Consider the following 19,912-nt stretch of genomic DNA (forward strand, 5'->3'; position numbering starts at 1 on the left):
AGTCCCGCTGCAAACGAAGAGTCGCGACGGTCGGTCAGTCGAAAAACGGGGGAGCATCCGCGACGTCGGTTACCGGCCGGAAGCCCGTCACTCGGGGAGGCGACGCCGCACCGTCGACGGCACGTCTGCCCACCACGCTTCGCAGACCAACCACGCGAGCACGGCGAGAACGCCGCCCAGGAGAGCGAACAGTTCCTGAACCCCGACCCAGACCGGCGTGATGTACATCAGGCCGTTCAGGTACTTGCCGGGGAGGACGTCCTTCACGCTAATCCAGAAGCGGTCGACAGGACCGTTCGTCCGCGATTCCAGACCGGCCTTCTTCGCGCTCGGCCCGCCAGTGCTCTCGTCGCCCGTTCCAAGGCGTTCGGCCTCGTAGGGGAACGCGATCTGGACGCTCCAGACGATCTTCCCCTTGTCATTCACCTCGAAGACGCGGTTGCCGTTCGAGTCGGTGATGAGCGTGTGACCGTTGGGCAGGCGGTCGGCGTCCCGGGGCCACTGCATCTGGGGGTCCTGCCACGTCCACGACCGCTCCCAGGAGCCGTTCTCGCGCTGGTACTCGACCACCCGGTTGTTCTCGGAGTCGCCGACGACCTCGGCCGGACCGCCGTTCTCGGCGGGGATGTAGTCCGGATTGTGCTGCTCGTAGAGGACGTCGTAGTCGTTCTCGGCCCCGAGCGTCTGGTTTTTCAGGAGCCCAGTCTCGCGGTCGAGGAACAGCACGCGGTCGTGGTTGCGAGCGCTGACCGTGATGCGGCCGTCGTCGAGTACCTCGACGTTGTTTATGTGCGACCAGTCATCCGGGTACGGTCCTCCGCTCGCATTTGTCGGGAAGGCGTCACGGGCGTTCCACGTCCACTCGACCTGTCCGTCCCTCGTGTCCACCGTGAACACGCGGTCGAGGAAGATGTCCGCGACGACGAGGTGCGTCGAGTTCAGGCGGTCGACGTCGTGGTAGCGAGTCGCTTCTTTGCCGGGGGTGGCCTGTGACCAGACCGGGGTGACGGTCCCGGTCGACAGGTTGACCCGTTCGACGCCGTTCATGGTACAGGCGCCGGCCTCGTCGTGGACCTGCTCGTACTCTCGCCAGACGCTTTCGTTCACGTTCCGCTTAGAGAGGTTCCAGTCGGTCGGACACTCCGACTTCGGTAGGTGGTCGGCGTAGGCGTACTCGACGGTCGTCCGGGTCCCGGGGACTGGGTCCACGTCCCAGTAGCGCGTGTGGCTATCGTTGTAGTAGAGGATACTCCCGTTGGGGTTGAACGCGACGAGTTCGGCCCGTGCCCGGGGACCGTTGCTCTCGCTACCGAGCCAGGAGTTCGAGTCGGTCGCGATGACGGTGACGTTCCCGCGGGGCGGGGCGACCTGCTCCGACGTTCCCATGATGTCGTCCTGGGACTTCCCCTCGAAGTCGGTCGCGCTCGCGGGTGACGATACGAACGCGTTCGTGACGGTGAGTCCGGAGAGTACGATGATTGCTGCGAAAAATAATCTCAAAGCCCGTTTCGATACCATTGGTTTTCCTATCGATGGCCGGTATTATACCGGTTACGAACGACGGCCTCCCACGGGAGAGTGTCACGCAACGGCCCGTTGCAACTCACGCTTGGACAGCGCCGTGGCCGAAAGGTCCGTTACCGAGAGAAGCGACCGTATCGTCGAACGACGGAATCGTACGGATTCTGAGCGAGAGATCGGGCCCCGTCGAGCGAGCGATTTCTGGGCGGGTACGCACGCTCGAAGCCATCGCCGAAGACGAACGCGGCCGGCAGGGTCGCCCACGACCGGTCTGCGAACGGGTGACGACCGTGGTCGCCCTTTCCGCAATAAAACCGCATCTTCGTGATGCGTCTCCATCCTCGAAATAGCTCCACCGTCACCCTATTAATCAAAAACTACATCGATAATGAAAATGAGACTACTTTTGTCTGTCCGACCCCTCACGTGCATCGTCGGAGCGTAGACTATGTACTGTCTGGAATTCTCTACATCGGAGTTCGACCCGTCACGCGTACTCCGTCTTGACACAGAGACGTACGTCGAGTTCGTGACCCTCGGTGACCCCGACGAAGGGATTTTCCCACAGTTTTGGGCGTACGGCCCCGAACGCGAGGCACTGGCGGGCCGCCTGGAAACCGTCCCGGAAGTCCTGGCAGTCTCCAAAGACACCGTTCACGACGACCGCGTTCGGTACGAGGTTCGGTGGGACGAGGACTGGAACAGACGCCTCACGTACATCGCCCGACTCATCCAGGAGTCCAACGCCACGTTCCTGTTCGGTCGCGCCGACCGTACCTTGTGGAAGTTCCTCCTTCGGAGCGACTCCAGTTCGGCGTTGGTCGACCTGTACGCCGATTGTGCCGTCAGCCCTCACCGCGTCGAACACCGCTCCCCGCGCCAGGCGCACGCGTTTCTCACTGGCCGCGAGAGGACGGCCTGACCGCTGCCGTCACCGAATCGAGGGAGTCGGTAATCCCGGACCCCGAGCTCGTTCGAGAGCCAGGAGTGAGCGAGACGTCGTATCGGGGCTCGCTCTCGGAGCGTTTCGACGGGGTCCACGCGACGGGAAACGCGCTGTTATCCGGCACTCGTCACCGCGACGACGGGGACGAGTTCGAGCGTTCTCGATGCTGATGCGTCGGTGGCCCGATTCGTCGCCGGTTACGCCAGGTCCTGGTCCCGCCGATACGCGTCCAGTTCGTTCCGGGCGTTTCGCAGCGCCGTCTCCGTCTCGGCGTCGGTCTCGTCCATCAGGCCTAGAAGCTTCTCCTCGACGTGTTCGAATCGCTCTCCGCGGTCCTTCGATTCGTCGGGACCCTCCGTCTTCCCGCCTTCGGTCAGTTCGTCGAGTCCTTCGTCGAGCGAGAGCAGGTTCTCGCGGACCTCACCGTCAGCGCGTTCGCTGGCTCGCTGGATCTCCTCCCGAGCGCGTCGTAGGTGGTTCGTCATACCTCCGGCATCGTCGGGAATCGAGTTAGAGATGGTGGCTCGATTCGGCGTCGCTCCTGTGCCGTCAGAACAGTTCGTCGATGGGGCGGTCGGCGTCGCCGTCGGTGTCGGCGTCCGGGTCGGGGTCGACCGGCGGAGCGTCGAACAGCCGACCACCGCCCCGTTCGCGGGCGGCGAGTGCGTCGTCGATCGCGGTCGCCGTGTCCGCGTCGAGTTCGGGCGTGGCGAACGCGTCGACGACGCCGGCGGGGAGGTCCGGGCGCGGAGCGTCGCGGTGGCGTTCGATTTTCGCGGTCACGTAGAGGTTGTCCTGCAGTGCGCGCAGCACCGGGACGTACCGCAGGTAGTCGTACTCGTCCAGCAGGCCGACGCCGTACTCGGTGAACCCCCAGAACTCGCGGGGGTCGTGCTGGCCGGCGTCGTCGCCGTCGTAGACGTACTTGTCCAGCAACTGCTTGTCGGCGAGCCGGTCGAGATGTTCGCGAATCGTCGACCGGTTCTTGGGGACGAGATACTCGAGTTCGTCGAGCGTGACGAGGTGTTCGGGGTGTCCGAGGACGGCCTGGACGACGTGGTACCGGGTCTCCTGCGTGAGAAACCGGTGAGCGCGGCGCTGTTTCTCGAACGGCATGACGTCCTCGCCACCGAACGGAGCGGGGATGCCGTCGGACGAGCGTCCGTGGCTGTCCGCGCTGTCACTCATACGTGTGAGTTCCGTCCGCGTGCTTGTAACTGTTCGGGTCACCCAAGTTGGAAATACTATGCTTACCCAACCCGGATGCGAAGATTTAAGCCAGCGAAAGTGCGTTCCGTACGCACGATGAGCGGCCCACGTGTCCCTCGGAACACCCACGCCCTCTACCACGCCGTCGACCGGATTTTCGAGGGGGTGGAAGCTCCACGAGGCGACTATCACGAAGTCGTCCGATACATGAACGAGGAGCTTCCCCGGTTCGAGCAGGCCGACACAAGCTATCTCGTGCTCGGGAGCTACCGGAACGAGTACGGCCGCCGCCTGCGAACGTTCGCCAACTGGCTCAACATGCCGACCAACGCCGAGTCGCTCGTGCTCGGGGATACGCTCGACCTGGACACCGTGGTCGTCCCCGAGTTCGACATCAAAATAAACCTCCTGGGGGAGGCCGCCGACTACATCGCCGGCGTCTACGAGAAGGAAGACGGCGGCGAGAGCCCGGAACTGGGATTCGTCCGGGCGCTGTTCGCGACCAAGACGTCCGTCTTCCCGCGGGATTACGTCGGTCTGACCCGCGAGAGCCTCTCGACCCGCGAGGACGTCGTCCGCGCCGCGCTCGCGGTGTATTACTCGGACGCCGACGAGGACGACCGGAAGGAGGAACTGCTGTCGCTGGTACGGGTCGCCCAGGAGGAGGGCATCGACGTCAGCGAGCGAGAACTGACCGACGCCATCGCACAGCGCCGACGGGACGTCGACGAGCCGCCGGCCGAGTACAGCTGGGTGCATCTGAGCTTCTTCAGACGGTTCGAGGCGATGGGCCGGTGTCATCCCTGGACGACGATGGCGGAACTGCGCGACCGTGCCGACGAGATGCCGGGGCCGAAGCGTCCCCGCTGGGAGACCGAGTTCGACCCGAACCTGTTTTTCGACGAGTGACCGATGACGCTGCACGGTCTCGGAACGATTTTGCCGGTCGCGGTTGTGAACGTGGGACATGGACCGGAGCGAAACGCGGATGGCGGAGACCGAGGCGATACTCGACAGCAAGCCCGGAACGCGGGCGGTGCGCGACGAGGACGACCGCTACACCGTCGTCGGAGCGGCGAGCCGGCAGACGTTCGCCGACTGGCTGACGCCGGTCGAGGAACACTTCGTCTGCCACCGGAACGACATCCCGGACGCCGACGCGGACGCCTGGCGGGTGCAGGTGACGGGCGTCGACGAGGCGACACTCTCCATGGACGCGCTGCGGACGGAGTACCCGACGGTCGCCGTCGCACACACGATGGAGTGTGCCGGGAACGACCGCGGCCAACACGACCCGGAGACCGGGAGCGTCCAGTGGGAGTGGGACGCCGTCGCGACCGCGGTCTGGACCGGAACGCCGGTGCGGGCGGTACTCAGGGACTGCGGACTCGACGTGACCGACGACGCGGACCGCTGGCTCACCGTCGTCGGCGGTGACCCGCCCGCAGACGGCGACGTGTACGTGAAATCCATCCCGCTGATGAAGGCGCTCGACGACTGCGTCCTCGCCTACGAGATGAACGGCCGTCCCCTCCCGCCCGAGCACGGGTTTCCGGTCCGGCTGGTCGTCCCCGGCTGGTACGGGACGAACAGCGTCAAGTGGGTCGACGAACTCCGCGTCACGGACACGATGGTCACGGACGCGACGTTCGCCGACGAGGACGACGGGCAGACGTACACCTATTGGCAGCACGGCGCCTACCGCATCCATCCGGCGGACGTCGAACCGGAGGTCCAGGAGACGGTCCCGACGGCGGACACGTGGGACCAGCTCGTCGGCGGCGTCGAACATCCGTACACGTTCGACGAGAACGTCATGTCGCTCGTCGGCCACCCGGACGGCGAATCGACCGTGACGCCGGACGAGAACGGGCGCATCGAGATTCGGGGCGTTGCGTGGGCGGGAGACGACCGCGTGGCTCGCGTCGAGGTGTCGACCGACGACGGCGACTCGTGGCACGACGCCGACCTGTACGGACCGGACTACGACGGCGCCTGGCGCCTGTTCGCGTACACCTGGAAGCCCGACTTCGACGCCGAAGCCACCGCCACGCTGCTCTCGCGGGCCACGGACGAGCGCGACAGAACCCAACCGGCCTGCATCGCGGTCCTCGACGAGTGGGAAGACGTTCCCGACGACGTCTACCCGTGGAACGAGGGCGGGTACGCGGCGAACGCCTACCGGCCGAACGGGGTCGAAGTGCAGGTCTCACCCCGACGGAGCGAGTGAGTCGACGACCCGCAGGGTACCGTCGGTCGTCCTCCGAACGGACGTCGGCCTCTCCGTGTCGAGGGCGACGGGACGGCCTCGCGGTTCTTCTCTCTCGGTCGGACGTGCTGCGTGCGACCGACCGCCGCAGACCCGTCGCGAGCCGCGAAAGTGGTCCTCTATAGCAGTATATATTCGACTTGCGAAAGAATTTAATTAGCGCTCGTCCTCTATCGTACCGTCTACCGCTCCGCGTTCACCACTCGGAATCGACGAAAATCGGCGGGCCACCACGGGACAAAGGATGTCAGAAGCTAACCAGAACGTTTCCACCGGGGAGGACGAATCGGTTTTCAAAGAGTACGTACTGGACGTCCGGATCGTCGAGCGGTCTCCCCCGTCCGGAGAGGGGAGCGAGTATCGATTCGACGCTCCAGGTCACAGAGAAGTCGTGTTCGACGATCCCGACCTCGCTGAGTTGTACGCCGACGTTTACTTCGACGTGAACGGGTTCGAGGAAGCCGGAACGGGCGAACGCGGCGTTCCACCGGAGATAATCCAGGCCGGCCGAGACACGCTCGCCGCGTACTTCCTCACGCAACCGTACACCGACATCAACTGGGTCGCATCGTTTTACGGCAAGAAGACCACGAAGGTCGAACGGTACGTCGCCGCGGTTCGAAATCGCGCTCGGGAGATCCGCGAGGGCGCAGCGAAGCTAGACGCGGAGTAGCACTTCGCTCGCGGGCGAGCGGAGGAACCGTCGTCCGCAGTCTACTGCTCCTCGGGCGGGCGACGCGAACCGACGCGGTTCTCGGCGTTCACCCTCGTACTGCTCGGAACTTCATCCGTCGGTCGGGGAGCGACCACGGAACCGGTCGTCGTCCGTCGGAAACCCCGGTCCGAATCGAAGTGACCGCTCCCCGCACCAAGTGTCGAGCAAATCAGTATATAGAACTTTCCAGGGTACTACCACATCATATATATAATTATCCAACATATAAATTTACTTGCCTAGGTGATGTAACCACACCTGCATGGTGGAATTCACCAGACGGAAGTTGATGGCAACGTCAGTAGCCGCTGCTCTCGGGGCGAGCGTCTCGGGTGTCACCGGAGGTCGGAGTGTAGAGTCGCCCGAAGACGCGGACACGGCGCGCGCGCCGTGGGTGAACGGAGAGCTCAAGCGGTTCTCGTCGACCGCGCTCGGGGCGGAGGTCACCGGACCGTTCGTCTTCGAGGACGGAACGCCGCTCTACAGCCTCCAGCACCCGAGCCGGGACAACCCGGCACCGTACGACAAATCGGGAATCGGTTACTTCTCGGGGTTCCAGTTCTCGCTCGACGGCGACAACGACGACTTCGACGAGCTGTCGATACCACAGACGAACGAGGAGAAAGGGGTGGTTCGAGGTGCCGACGCCGACTACGAGTTCCTCGCCCAGGAACAGGACCCCATCAACGGAGGCACCGAGCGCCTCGGCGTGGCGCAGACGCCGGACGGACGAGACATCACCCAGGACGAGTTCGCAGGCACGCAGTACGGGGACGCGGCGTACAACCCCGACTGCAACCAGTTCGTCGCCACGAACGAGGCGGGGACCGAGGGATACCTGTTCACGAACTGGGAGAACAGCCCGGGGAACGTCTCCCGAATCCCGCTCAGCCAGGACGAGGACGGCGAGTGGAACGCCGACCTGGAGAACGCGATCAACATCGCGAACACGGACGCACTGCGCGACCTCGGCGGGACACGAATCAACTGCTACGGTGACCTCAGCCCGTGGAACACGATGATCTCCTCCGAGGAGAACTACTCCCATCCCCGCGTCTCCCTGACGGCGACCGTCGGCGACATCGAGGAGAAGGGGACCGGGAAGGGGCTCGTCGGAGCCGGCCAGTTCTGGAATCGACCCAATCCGAACGAGATCCAAGAGGCGGTCGAAGGGTACTACGGCGACGACGCGTGGGAAATCCAGGGCTGGTGGTCGCTGACGGGGCTCGAATTCCTCGCGTACTACCTCGGTGCGGAACGCGTCGACCAGCGCTCTGACTCGGCGGCCGACTCCGCCGACGAGGAGAGTAACACCCTCACTCCCATCGGGGACCACTACCCGAATCCGTACCGCTACGGCTACCACGTCGACATCCGCGAGCCGACGGCAGAGACCCCGGAGCCGGTCAAGTACTACGTGATGGGTCGGGCCGCCTGGGAGTCGCCCGACGTCCAGAACGACCTGCGCACCGTCTACGGCTGCTCGGACGGTGACAGCAAGGGAATCTACAAGTTCGTCGCCGACGAGGAGATTCCGAGCTACGACGACCCGATGGACGTCGCGGGAACGCTCTACGCCCCGAAGGTGACCAACGAAGAGGCGGCGAAGAACGTCCCCCCTGCCAACGTCGACCTCGAGTTCGAGTGGATGGAGCTGGGTCACGCGACCAACGCGGAGGTCGAATCCTGGATCGCCGAATACGACGACGTCACCCAGGAAGACTACCTCGAAACCCACGCCGACACCGACTGGCGAGAGGACCTCGACGCGGCGGTCGAAGAGGCCGACAGGGAGGTCATCGAGAACGGCAACCGGAACTACGTCACGAACGAGGAGATCATCGAGTGGGCCGAGCAGTACGAGAGCGAGGGGCCCGACGGTGTCGACGAGGAACTCCGGAAGGTCCCGTTCCTCGAGACCCGTGCCGCCGCCAAAGAGGTCGGTGCCACCATCGAGTTCAACAAGGCCGAGGGCGTCGACAGCGTCGACGACGCCGGCCCCGGCGACTACGTCTACTTCGCCATCTCGGAGCTCAACGACGACATGGCCACGGTGGGCGACGTCCAGCTAGAACGCGTCGACGGCGGCGTCGTCTACCGCGGCAAACTCGAGGACGACTACAACGTCTCGACGCTCGAACCCGTCATCGTCGGCCCGGACGCGAGCGACCCGGCCGACGTCGCGAACGACGCGCTCATCAACGTCGACAACGTCTACGTGATGGACGACGGCCGCGTCCTCTGCTGTGAAGACGCAGATCAGTTCGGACGGTCGTACGCCAACGACTGTCTGTACGTCTACGACCCTGCCACGGACGGCCAGGGTCGTGCTAGCGACGAAACCGGTGACGACGAGAAGGCCGACGAAGCCGGCAATCGCGCATCCGGTGGCGACGAAGGCGACTCCGAGTGCTAGCTCGACGTACGGGAAGCGCACCTCGGCGACGCAGGCGAATCCGTGCGACCGGTCGCCGAAGCGGCGAGCGGTGAGGAGTAGTCCTCCCTCTCGTCTTCTCTCCCTCTTCGAGTACGGCCGTTCGAGCGAATCGCGTTCCGCTTCGGTACCGCCGGTTACGGTGGCTTCAGTCCGCGTCTTCCAGCCCGGACCGTCACTTCCCGGACGAGTACTCGACGGTGACTTTCCTGACGCCGTAGATGTCGTCCCAGTCGCTGTCTTTGTCCATCAACAGCACGAGGACCTCTACCTTCCCCTCCTCGACGTTCGCCTTCTCGAGCGCCTCGGAGTCGACCTCGAGCGTGTACTCGCCGTTCTCCTTCTGGGTGACCTCGCTCGACCGCTCGGCGAGCGTACCGTTGACGTAACTGAACCGCGATTTGTTGTCGAGCGACCCGCCGGCGTAAACGAGGAAGTACGGCTCGCCGACCACGGTGCCGTGGTCCGCAGGGTCGACGTCCTCCATCCGGGTGTCGGCCGTGACCGTCAGGTCGAAGCCGCCGCCGGCCCTGGACTCGGTCTGGACGCTCTTCATCCGGTCACGGTCCTCCTCGTCCATCTTGTTCTGTAACGGCTTGTTCGGAGCCGCGGGCTTCGACCACGACTCCGTCGTGGATGTGGACGTGGTCGAAGTCGACGTGGTCGTGGTAGTCGGCTCGGTCGTCTGCGTCGTGGTCGTCGTCGCTGCGGTCGTCGAGGTGTTTCCGGACGAGTCGAGACCGCTACAGCCTGCAAGCAGGAGGGTAACGACGACTGCTACCGTCATCAGTGATCGGCGCTCCATGCGCTCCCGTTATGTCCGGGGTATTTTTACTATGTATCCCGTAATACGCCGTTTAGGAATCCCGTAAGTCGTCGCAGTGTCCGGGTCGCGGCGTCCCGACGACGTCCGTACCGGGGTCGAGTTCCACGCCCGGGCCTTCCGGCGAGCGGACGGGACCGAGCGTGCGACCCGGTTCGAGGACGGTTTCGGGCACGGGTCGGCGAGCGCGACCACGGATTCGAGAGGACGAACCGCCGTCACTCCGTCACGGCTTCAAGGGGGTCGAGATAGCCGGACCCGTAGTACGCCTTCTCGTACCCCTCGGGTACCGCGGCCGCCCGCGTGAGCGTCGACTCGACCTGGTTGGCGTCGTACCGGGGATTGGCGCTCGCGACCAGCGCCGCCGCGGCAGTTACCTGCGGCGCTGCCATCGACGTGCCGGCGAGGTAGCCGTACTTGTAGCTCGCGCCCTGGTACTCGCCAGACTCGCCGAACGAGGGGACGGCGAGACAGTTGAGCACGAAGTCTTGCCGCCAGCCCGCCGGTCGATTCTCCGGTTTCATCGAGAGGACCGCCTCGCTCGCGTTACCGCCGGGGGCTCCGAGGTCGATCGCGTTCGTACCGTAGTTGGTGTAGAACGCGGGGCTGTGGAACGGTTCCTCGAGACCGTCCTCGCCCCATCCGAAGCCGACGGGACCGGTCGCGCTGACGCCGAGGCCCTGGGCGCTCTCGCTCGAATCGACGAACCCCTGGTCATGTTGCAGGTCGACGCTGACGTTACCTGCCGCGTGGACCAGCAGAGTTCCCCGCCGGTTGGCGTACGTGGTCGTCCGATTGAGCGCTTTCCCCCAGAACGAGCCGAGGCCCTCGCGCGTGAAGTAGGCCCCCAGGCTCAGATTCGCGGCGTCCGCGCCGACGTCGGCGCTGTAGACGATGGCTGCGAGGACGTCGCCGAAGAACGCCGACAGCGTCTCCTGGGGTGCCGTCTCGGAGAACACCCGACAGTCGACGATCTCCGCGCCGGGCGCGCTGCCGACGACGCCGCGCTCGTTTCGGTCGTTCGCCGCGACGATTCCGGCGACGTGCGTCCCGTGATAGCCGCCGTACGGGCCGGGAGCGCCGAGGGAATCCTCGGTGAAGTTCCGCGACCGCTCGGCGTCGACCGCGTGCCAGAGGTCGGGGTGACCGGCCGCGACGCCGGTGTCGATAATCGCGACGCGGGCACCCTCGCCGCGAGTGTGCTCGTGAACCTCCGGAATGTGCTGGTCGTGCTTGTCCCACTGGAGTGAGTAGAGCGGTTCGTCCCGTGCGCCGGCCGTCTCCGATACCGACCCGCCGCGGGTCGGACGAGCGCGCGAAAAGACGACGTCGGCCGCGTATCGCTCGCCGAGTCGCTTCACGTCGCGTTCGCTGGCGCGGACGACGCTGAGGCCGACCCGGTCGAGGCGGTGAACGACGTCGATACCCTGCTCGTCGCCGACCGACGCCGTGTCGACGACGTATCGGCCGCGCGATTCGGCGGTCGTCACCGTCGTTCCGGCCGCGACGCCGCCTACGAGCGCCGCACCCGTCTTCAGGACCGTCCGCCGTGAGTGTTCGTACATCCCGTATTTCTATAGGACCTTATCTTTATTAAATATAACTCGAAGAATGTGGTAACTCGGCGACGAAGTCGGGCGGTCGCCGTTCGCGAGCACGCATCACGTCGGACCGCTCGATACTGGGCTCGTCGGCGCACTCCGCGCTGGCCGCCGTCCGTGGAGTCCGCGTAGTCGACCCGAACCCGCCGGTACCGTTAGCCCTTGAAAACATTCAAGAGGTTTGAACATATCCTCTGGTGTATGCGGACGCCGATTCGCCGAGGCGACCGATACGGGGTAGCGTCCATCTCCGCCGCGGCCGTAGCCCCCCGATAGGGGGCACTCTCTTCTCTGGAGTCCGGACGGCAGGCGACCCGTAGTTCCGACCAGCGCGATCACCGCGAAACGCAGCATGAGTAACACACAGCAGCGAACGACAGAGCGCATCGAAGGCGAGTACGAACCGGAGGCGGTCGAATCGAAGTGGCAACGTCGGTGGATAGCGGAAGACACGTACGCGTACGGAGGGACGGACGATGCGGACACGTCGTTCACCATCGACACGCCGCCGCCGACCGTCTCCGGCGACCTGCACATGGGTCACCTCTACCAGTTCACGCTCCAGGACTTCGTCGCCCGGTTCCACCGGATGCGCGACGGTGACGTCTACTTCCCGCTCGGCTACGACGACAACGGCATCGCCTCGGAACGGCTCACTGAACGGGAGCTGTCGGTTCGCCGCCAGGAGTACGAGCGCGACGAGTTCCAGGCGTTGACCCGGGAGGTCTGCGATACGTACGAAGCCGAGTTCACAGAGGACGTCCAGTCGCTTGCGGTCTCCGTCGACTGGAACAACACCTACCGGACTATCGAGTCCGACGTCCAGCGAATCTCCCAGCTGTCGTTCGTCGAACTGTACGAACAGGGCCGGGAGTACCGGCGCAACGCGCCGACCATCTGATGTCCGGCGTGCGAGACAGCCATCTCGCAGGTCGAAACCGAAGACGCCGACCGCGACGCACACTACACCGACGTCAGGTTCCCGCTCGTCGACGGCGACGGGGGCGGCGTCACCATCTCGACCACGCGACCGGAGCTACTGCCCGCCTGCGTCGCGATGTTCGTCCATCCGGACGACGAGTCGAACGCGGACCTCGTCGGCGAAACGGCGCGCGTGCCGCTCTTCGACCACGAAGTCCCGATTCTGGCCGACGAACGCGTCGACAGGGAGACGGGAACGGGCGTCGTCATGTGCTGTACGTTCGGCGACCGGACCGACATCGAGTGGTACCAAGCCCACGACCTACCGCTCCGGATCGCCATCGACGAGTCCGGAACGATGACCGACGTCGCCGACGAGTACGCCGGTCTGTCCACCCGCGAGGCCCGTGGGGCCATCGTCGACGACCTCGACGCGGCGGGGTACGTGGAGGGACGGCGCGAGATCACCCACGCCGTCCAGGTCCACGAACGCTGCGAGACCGACGTCGAGTACCTCGTCACCGACCAGTGGTACGTGAAGCTCCTCGACAAGACCGACGAGTACCTCGAACTCGGGCGCGAGATGGACTGGTACCCGGAGAAGATGTTCACCCGGTACCGCCACTGGGTCGAGGAGCTGGAGTGGGACTGGTGTATCTCCCGCCAGCGGGACTCCGGCGTCCCGTTTCCGGTCTGGTACTGCGCGGACTGCGGCGAGACGATTCTCGCCGAGCGGGCGGACCTCCCGGTGGACCCGCTCTCCGACGACCCGCCGGTCGACGCGTGTCCGGCCTGTGGCAGCGGGAGCTTCGACCCCGAGGAGGACGTCTTCGACACGTGGGCGACCTCGTCGCTGACGCCCCTCGTCCACGCCGGATGGGACTACGACGCCGCGACGGACGCGCTCGCCATGGACCGACCGCAGCTCTACCCGATGGACCTCCGACCCCAGGGCCACGACATCATCAGCTTCTGGCTGTTTCACACGGTGGTCAAGTGCTACGAGCACACCGGCGAGGTGCCGTTCGACGCGGTCATGCTCAACGGGATGGTCCTGGACGAGAACCGGGAGGCGATGTCCAAATCGAAAGGGAACGTCGTCACGCCCGGAGAGGTCCTGGAGGAGTTCTCCGTCGACGCCACCCGCTACTGGGCGGCCGGAACCTCCATCGGCGACGACTTCCCGTTCACGGAGAACGACCTCGTCACCGGCAAGAAGCTCCTCCAGAAGCTGTGGAACGCCTCGAAGCTCGTCGACTCGCTCGCGGACGCCGATCCGGACGAACCGGCGGAACTGGACGCGCTCGACGAGTGGCTGCTCGCCGAACTGGACGACGTCACCGCGGATATCACCCGGCACATGGAAGCGTACGAGTTCTCGAAGGCCCGGGACCGGCTCCGGAGCTTCTTCTGGCACACGTTCTGCGACGACTACCTCGAAATCGCCAAACGACGGGACGCACCGTCGACCGACTTCGCGCTCCGGACCGCTCACGAGCGGTTTCTGCGGCTGTTCGCGCCGTTCCTTCCTCACGTCACCGAGGAGCTGTGGCACCGGCTGTACGGCGAGGCGAGCGTCCACGAGCAGTCGTGGCCCCGACCCGCCGGCTACGAAACCGACCGCGAAGCCGGCGAGGCCGCGATGGAAGTCGTCGGCGCACTCCGGACGTACAAGGCCGAGCGGGGACGGCCGCTGAACGCCGACGTCGAGCACGTCGCGGTGTACGGTCCCGTCGACGGGTTCGAGGACGCCATCGCCTCGGTGATGCACGTTCGGGAGTTCGACCGTCTCGACGACCCGCCGGAGACGGAGACGGAGACGGAGACGCGCGTCGTCGACGTCGACCTCGACTACTCGACGCTCGGCCCGGAGTACGGCTCCAGAGTCGAGGAGTTCGACGCGGCGCTCGAGGCCGGCGACTTCGAAGTCCGGGACGGAGCGCTGCTCGTCGCCGGCGAACGCCTCGCCAGCGAGCGCTTCGAGGCACGCGAGGAGCGTCGCTACGACGGTGACGGCGACCTCCTCCAGACGGAGAACGCCGTCGTGCTCGTGCGCTGAGGCGAGGCCAGGAAACGCCGGGAGGCGGAACTGGCCCCGTTCGTGACGGCGGGCCGGAGACCGCTACTGTTCCTCCTTCAGGACGACGGTTCCGTCGTCGTCCGTCACGACGATGGTGTCGCCGCCGTTGTTCCATATCGCCGTATCAGACCCCCAGTAGAGGTCGGTCGACGAGTCGGTGCCGCTCCCCGTGTAGACGGTCACGGAGGCGTCCGGTTCGAGCGTGAACCCGTCCGGGAACCGGAACCGGTGGTCGGCGGCGTCCGAGAGCGTCCATCCGGAGAGGTCGACCGCCGACGTGCCGGCGTTCGTGAGCGTGACGTACTCGCCGTTCCGGTTCTCGTGGTCGTCACCCGGAGCGTCCGCCCGGTAGTCGGTGACCGTAATCGAACTCCCGGCCGTCCCGCCGTCCGTCGCGGTCGTCGGGGCGTCGTAGTTCCACAGGCCGACGGCGTCGTCCCGCGCGCGTCGCTCGTCGGCGGTGAACTCCGAGCGTTGCGAGAACGAACTGTCGTACAGCCGGGCGTACCCCTGTTCGAGGAGCTGTTCGTTCACCGACTTGTCGTCGTTCGCGTACACGTACACCAGTAGACGGCCGTAGCTCCCCCGGCGGTCGGCCGCCGGGTCCGTTTCGATCCTGACGGTCTTCCCCAGGACCCGGGTTCGGGCGAACTCGCTGGCCCTGTGGCCCCAGTCCCGCAGCCAGTCCCTCCCCGCCTCGGTCGTCGGGATGCCTTCGAACTCGTCCGGCGTGTTCTCCACGTGAACCTCCGGCGTGTCGACGCCGAGCAGTCGAACGTCCTCGGTGTGGCCGTCGGGGAACTCGACCGTGTACGTGTCACCGTCGACGACCTCGACCACCTCGACGCGATAGCTCGTTCCGTCGGTCGCCGTGGTCGACGTCGTCCGAGTCGTTTCGGTCGGAGCGCTACCGGTGGTCGTCGCGTTCGGGTCCTCGAGTCCCGTACACCCGGAGAGGACGAGCAGGAGAACGACGACTATCGTGGCCCCGCGGTTCATTAGAGAACAGACGCGCTCTCCCCCCGTATATTCCAGTTAAATAAATCCTATATTGTAAGGTATTATACCTAAAACAGCGGCTCGTTTCGATCATTAGACACAAGTCGACCGAAGCGAGCAGGAGGAGTCGTACGATTTCTGAAAGCCGAATACTTTTGGTCGTTTACACAAAATCTCGAACGGATGGCCGACGGCAGCACGGACGAAACGACCGGCGAGCGCGAGTGGGTGACCCCTCCCCCGTCGTTCGTCGATGCGGCGAACGTCACGACGGCCGACAGCGAGGCGTTCCTCGACGCCGGCTGGCCGGCGTGCTGGAAGCGCGCCGCCGAACTGTTGGACTGGCACCGCACGTTCGACTCGGTACTCGACGACGAGGAGACGGTTCGCTGGTACCCCGGCGGACGGCTGAACGCCTCGTACAACTGCCTCGACCGACACCTCGACGAACGCGACGACGAGCCAGCCATCACGTGGGAGGGAAAGCTCGGAGAGACGCGGACATACAGTTACCGGGAACTCTTCGACGAGGTGAACGCGTTCGCGGCGGCGCTGCGCGACCTCGGCGTCGGCGAGGGCGACGTCGTCACGCTCTACATGCCCATGGTGCCCGAACTCCCCGTCGCCATGCTGGCGTGCGCCCGTATCGGCGCACCTCACAGCGTCGTGTTCGCGGGGTTCTCCGCGGACGCGCTCGCGACGCGACTGGCCGGCGCGAACTCGGAGTGTCTCGTGACCTGCGACGGCTACTACCGCCGCGGCGGCGCGCTCGACCTCGAGAGCACGGCCGACAACGCCCGTCTCTCCGTCGACCACGCGGTCGAGCAAGTCGTCGTCGAGCGTCTCGGAGACGACCGCTCATTCGACGACGACCACGTCTACGCCGACCTCGTCGACGAGCACGCGGGTGCCGAAGTCAACCCGGTCGAACGCGACGCCGGAGATCTGCTCTTTCTCATCTACACCTCCGGGACGACCGGGGAACCGACACTCGTTCGACACGAAACTGGCGGATATCTCGCGTACGTGACCTGGACGAGTCACGCGGTGCTCGACCTCGGTCCCGGGGAAACCCACTGGTGTTCGGCCGACGTCGGCTGGATTACGGGGCACTCGTACGCCGTCTACGGGCCGCTCGCGCTCGGAGCGACCACGGTCCTGTACGAGGGGACGCCGGACCACCCCCAGAAGGACCGCCTCTGGAAGATCATCGAGCGCAACGAAGTCGACGTCTTCTACACGGCGCCGACGTCCATCCGGGCGTTCATGAAGTGGGGCGAGGAACACCTCGAACGTCACGACCTCTCCTCGCTCCGACTGCTCGGCACGGTCGGCGAACCCATCGACGAGACGACCTGGCACTGGTACCGCGAGCACGTCGGCGGCGGCGAGTGTCCGGTGGTCGACACCTGGTGGCAGACCGAGACGGGCGGCATCGTCCTCTCGACGCTCCCCGGCGTCGACCGGATGCGTCCCGGCGCCGTCGGCCGGTGCCTGCCGGGACTGGAGGCGGCAGTCGTCGACGACGCGGGTGAGCGAGTCCCCGTGGGGGAGCCGGGACGGCTGGTGCTCACCCGACCGTGGCCGGGGATGGCCAGGTCGCTCTGCGAAGCGACCGACTGGGGCGACTACCGGACGACGACCGTCGATAGCGCGGAGCGAAGTCGAGGGAACTCCGAGAGTTCCCCACCATCGGAAGTCGACGTCTCCCGAGACACCACGGACCGTTCGAGCGGGCAAGCCCCGCGAGAAGACGGCGAGTGGCGGTACGACACGGGTGACAACGCCGTTCGGGACTCCGACGGCTACCTCCGTCTCCTCGGACGGGCCGACGACGTGCTCAACGTCTCGGGCCATCGCCTGAGCACGACGGAGATAGAGTTCGCCATCGTCGGCGTCGACGGCGTCGCCGAAGCCGCGGTCGTCGGCGGGAAAGACGCCGTGACGGGGGCGAGAGTCCACGCGTTCGTCAGCCTCGAGTCGAACGTCGCGGGTGACGAGGCGCTTCGCGAGCGCGTCCGGGCGGCCGTCGAGTCGGCCATCGGCCCCATCGCGGTGCCGGACGTCGTCACGTTCGCCCCGTCGCTGCCGAAGACGCGGTCCGGCAAGGTCGTCCGCCGCTATCTCGAGGCCATCGCGAACGGCGAGGACCTCGGAGACACCAGCGCGCTCCGGAATCCGGAGATCGTCGGCGAACTCGCGTCGCTTCTCGACCGCTAGCGTTTCGCCTTCTTTTATTCGACCGAAACCCAGAACGGGACTTCAGAGCGTCCTTCGACGACAGTTCGCGCTACCGTCCGAAATCGGGGCCGATTGTCCGAATGCTTTATTCGTCTTCTCGAAAGATAGCGAAGTAGAATGGGTGGCGAGAACGGCGACGAGTGCCTGACGACGCCGGAGTACGATCGACTGCGTCGCGCGGCCGAGACCTACCGCGAGGACCTCGTCGTGGCTCTCGCCGGCCGCGTCGGGCTCGGACCGTCGGATCTAACCCGGATTCGCCCCGTCGACCTTCGCGAACGCGAGTCAGACGGGGGGACAGTCGACCTCCTCTCGGTGCCGGAGGGGGACGGCGACGGGCGAGAGGCGTACGTCCCGCCCGACGTCGCTCACGACCTTCGGAAGTACGCGAATGTAAACGACCTGGACGAGCGCGACCCGTTCGTCGACGTCACGCCGCGACGCGTTCAGATGCTGGTCAGCGACGTGAGCGAACGGACCGACGACCTCCGGGATGTCACGTGCCGCGAACTACGCAAACACTTCGCGTGGCGACTCCTCGTCGAGGAGGACGTCGACCCGCGGGTAGTCCAGGCCGTCGGCGGGTGGCAGAGCCTCGAGAGCCTCGCCCCGTACCTCGACGCCCTGACCACGGCCGACATCGTCGACGCCTTCGCGAATCGGTCGCCGGAAACGGGCCGTGGAAAGGACGACCGCCCGCGACGGGATACCGATTCGCGGAGCGACGACCTTCTCGAGTGCGTGGGTGAACTGGGCACGGCGCTCGCGGACGCGTCCACGGACGAGGACGTGGGACGGGCCGTCTGTGAGCGGCTCTCCGACGCCTATCGCGCAGTCTGGGTCTGTGGCGAGCGTGGCGTCACGCGGGCGAGCGACGCGCCGGAGCGAACCGGCGGGGACGTTCCCGGCGACGTCCTCGACGCCGCCGGCGCACTGGACGAGGACGGACTCTCGGACGTGACGGTCGTCGAGGACGCGTCGGTCGACGGACCGCTGTCGGAGTGTTCGTTCGCCGTCGCGCCGCTCCGGTCGAACGAGACCGTCCACGGCGTGCTCTGCGTGGCCCGCGACTCGTTCTCGTCGGCCGACCGGACGCTGCTGGCGGACGTGGGGCGGCGCGTCGGGGAGACCATCACCGCCATCGCGCGCAAGCGCTTGCTCCTGGCGGACACTGGCGTGGCGCTCTCGCTGCGCAGCACCGACGGCGGCGTGTTTCTCGTGGCCGCCTCGAGCGACCTCGGCTGTCGCTTCGAACTCGAAGGAGTCGTCCCGGTCGCGGACCAGTCGCTGCTCTACTTCGTCACGGCGAGCGGAGCCGCCGTCGGAGACGTCCTCGACAGGGTGACTGGTGCGGACGCCGTCGACGACGCCCGCCTCGTCCGGGACTACGACGACGACGCGCTCTTCGAGTTCGTCGTCTCGGGCGAGTCGCTCGCGACGGTCCTCGTCGAGCGCGGTGGGACGGTCCGCGAGCTCGCGGTCGAGGAGGGCGTCGCCGACGTTACCGGGGTGTTCTCGCGGCACGTCGACGTCCGGGGGGTCGTCGAGGCCGTCGAGGCGACGTTCCCCGAGACCGGATTGCGTTCGAAACGCGAAGTCGAGGAGCCGGTCGGGAACGCCGCCAGCGTCCAGCGAACCGTCCAGGACGACCTGACGGAGCGCCAACGGTCGGTTCTTCGGGCCGCCTACCTCTCCGGGTACTTCGAGTGGCCTCGCGGGAGTACGGCCGAGGAACTCGCGGCTTCGATGGCCATCTCGTCGCCGACGCTCCACAACCATCTCCGGAAAGCCCAACAGAAGGTGCTCGACGCGGTCTTCGACGGCGTCGACCACCGCACGCCGAACGCCCGACACTAACTGTTTAGCGTCACGGACGCGCGGACGCCGGTGGAGCGTCGCGTTTCCGTGGAACGTCGCGACGTTCGTCTAGATGGCGTTACACGACGGAGACGCCAGTTTGTCATAATTAGTTCCATCATTTATATAGCTGAATGGGAGTTGTGAACCTGGCACATGGGTGACGCTCAGAACGTCGAACTGGAAGCACGGCTCGAAGAACAGGAGCGATTCGAACCCCCGGAGTCGTTCGTCGAGCAGGCGAACGTCTCGGACGACTCGATCTACGAGGAGTTCGAGCAGAACTGGCCGGACTG

14 protein-coding genes and 1 pseudogene are annotated in these 19,912 nt (G+C 65.9%); 8 read left to right on the top strand and 7 right to left on the bottom strand.

Features of this window, described 5'->3' with window-relative positions:
• Positions 1-87: 87 nt before the first annotated feature.
• Positions 88-1,518, bottom strand: a complete 1,431-nt coding sequence (locus ACRYA2_RS19300; protein WP_433631913.1) for an arylsulfotransferase family protein — start codon at positions 1,516-1,518, stop codon at positions 88-90.
• A gap of 451 nt (positions 1,519-1,969) precedes the next feature.
• On the opposite strand from ACRYA2_RS19300, the gene ACRYA2_RS19305 reads away from it, so the two are divergent.
• Positions 1,970-2,443, top strand: coding sequence for a hypothetical protein (locus tag ACRYA2_RS19305; RefSeq protein ID WP_433631916.1), 474 nt, complete (start codon positions 1,970-1,972; stop codon positions 2,441-2,443).
• 221 nt (positions 2,444-2,664) lie between these two features.
• Here the strand turns inward: ACRYA2_RS19305 and ACRYA2_RS19310 are convergent, their stop codons facing one another.
• Both ACRYA2_RS19310 and ACRYA2_RS19315 read right to left on the bottom strand, forming a co-directional pair.
• Positions 2,665-2,952 (bottom strand): DUF7553 family protein, encoded by a 288-nt coding sequence (locus ACRYA2_RS19310; protein WP_433631918.1) that lies wholly within the window; start codon positions 2,950-2,952, stop codon positions 2,665-2,667.
• Between the two features lie 64 nt (positions 2,953-3,016).
• The gene (locus ACRYA2_RS19315; protein ID WP_433631921.1) at positions 3,017-3,655 is read right to left on the bottom strand and encodes a hypothetical protein; all 639 of its coding nucleotides are present in this window, start codon (positions 3,653-3,655) and stop codon (positions 3,017-3,019) included.
• A gap of 117 nt (positions 3,656-3,772) precedes the next feature.
• Between ACRYA2_RS19315 and ACRYA2_RS19320 the strand changes: the two genes are divergently transcribed.
• The 4 genes from ACRYA2_RS19320 (at position 3,773) to ACRYA2_RS19335 (ending at position 9,076) form a co-directional block, all read left to right on the top strand.
• Complete coding sequence (locus ACRYA2_RS19320; RefSeq protein ID WP_433631924.1) at positions 3,773-4,585, top strand: DUF8170 family protein; 813 nt, start codon at positions 3,773-3,775, stop codon at positions 4,583-4,585.
• Positions 4,586-4,643: 58 nt separating this feature from the next.
• On the top strand, positions 4,644-5,906 hold the full coding sequence (locus ACRYA2_RS19325) for a sulfite oxidase (RefSeq protein WP_433631927.1): 1,263 nt from the start codon (positions 4,644-4,646) through the stop codon (positions 5,904-5,906).
• Between the two features lie 283 nt (positions 5,907-6,189).
• Positions 6,190-6,618, top strand: a complete 429-nt coding sequence (locus ACRYA2_RS19330; RefSeq protein ID WP_433631930.1) for a hypothetical protein — start codon at positions 6,190-6,192, stop codon at positions 6,616-6,618.
• Between the two features lie 304 nt (positions 6,619-6,922).
• Positions 6,923-9,076 (top strand): alkaline phosphatase PhoX, encoded by a 2,154-nt coding sequence (locus ACRYA2_RS19335; protein ID WP_433631932.1) that lies wholly within the window; start codon positions 6,923-6,925, stop codon positions 9,074-9,076.
• Between the two features lie 193 nt (positions 9,077-9,269).
• Here ACRYA2_RS19335 and ACRYA2_RS19340 read toward each other — a convergent pair whose 3' ends face one another.
• From ACRYA2_RS19340 to ACRYA2_RS19350, 3 genes are read right to left on the bottom strand one after another with little or no spacing between them, the layout of a single operon-like run.
• Entirely contained in the window at positions 9,270-9,899 is a 630-nt protein-coding gene (locus ACRYA2_RS19340) for a hypothetical protein (RefSeq protein ID WP_433631934.1), read from the bottom strand.
• Between the two features lie 52 nt (positions 9,900-9,951).
• Positions 9,952-10,092 carry a hypothetical protein gene (locus ACRYA2_RS19345; protein ID WP_433631936.1) on the bottom strand — a complete coding sequence of 47 codons (141 nt, stop codon included), beginning with the start codon at positions 10,090-10,092 and terminating at the stop codon, positions 9,952-9,954.
• 43 nt (positions 10,093-10,135) lie between these two features.
• Positions 10,136-11,482: a S8 family peptidase gene (locus ACRYA2_RS19350; RefSeq protein ID WP_433631939.1), complete on the bottom strand. Its 1,347-nt coding sequence runs from the start codon at positions 11,480-11,482 to the stop codon at positions 10,136-10,138.
• 388 nt (positions 11,483-11,870) lie between these two features.
• Between ACRYA2_RS19350 and ACRYA2_RS19355 the strand changes: the two are divergent.
• Positions 11,871-14,498: pseudogene (locus ACRYA2_RS19355) on the top strand (valine--tRNA ligase).
• 63 nt (positions 14,499-14,561) lie between these two features.
• On the opposite strand, the gene ACRYA2_RS19360 reads toward ACRYA2_RS19355, so the two are convergent.
• Complete coding sequence (locus ACRYA2_RS19360; RefSeq protein ID WP_433631942.1) at positions 14,562-15,518, bottom strand: lamin tail domain-containing protein; 957 nt, start codon at positions 15,516-15,518, stop codon at positions 14,562-14,564.
• A gap of 183 nt (positions 15,519-15,701) precedes the next feature.
• On the opposite strand from ACRYA2_RS19360, the gene ACRYA2_RS19365 reads away from it, so the two are divergent.
• Both ACRYA2_RS19365 and ACRYA2_RS19370 read left to right on the top strand, forming a co-directional pair.
• On the top strand, positions 15,702-17,738 hold the full coding sequence (locus tag ACRYA2_RS19365; protein WP_433631945.1) for an AMP-binding protein: 2,037 nt from the start codon (positions 15,702-15,704) through the stop codon (positions 17,736-17,738).
• Between the two features lie 138 nt (positions 17,739-17,876).
• A complete protein-coding gene (locus ACRYA2_RS19370; RefSeq protein ID WP_433631948.1) occupies positions 17,877-19,616 on the top strand; it encodes a bacterio-opsin activator domain-containing protein in 1,740 nt (579 codons plus the stop codon).
• Positions 19,617-19,912 lie beyond the last annotated feature (296 nt).

The organism is Halomicrococcus pelagicus, assembly GCF_050954125.1.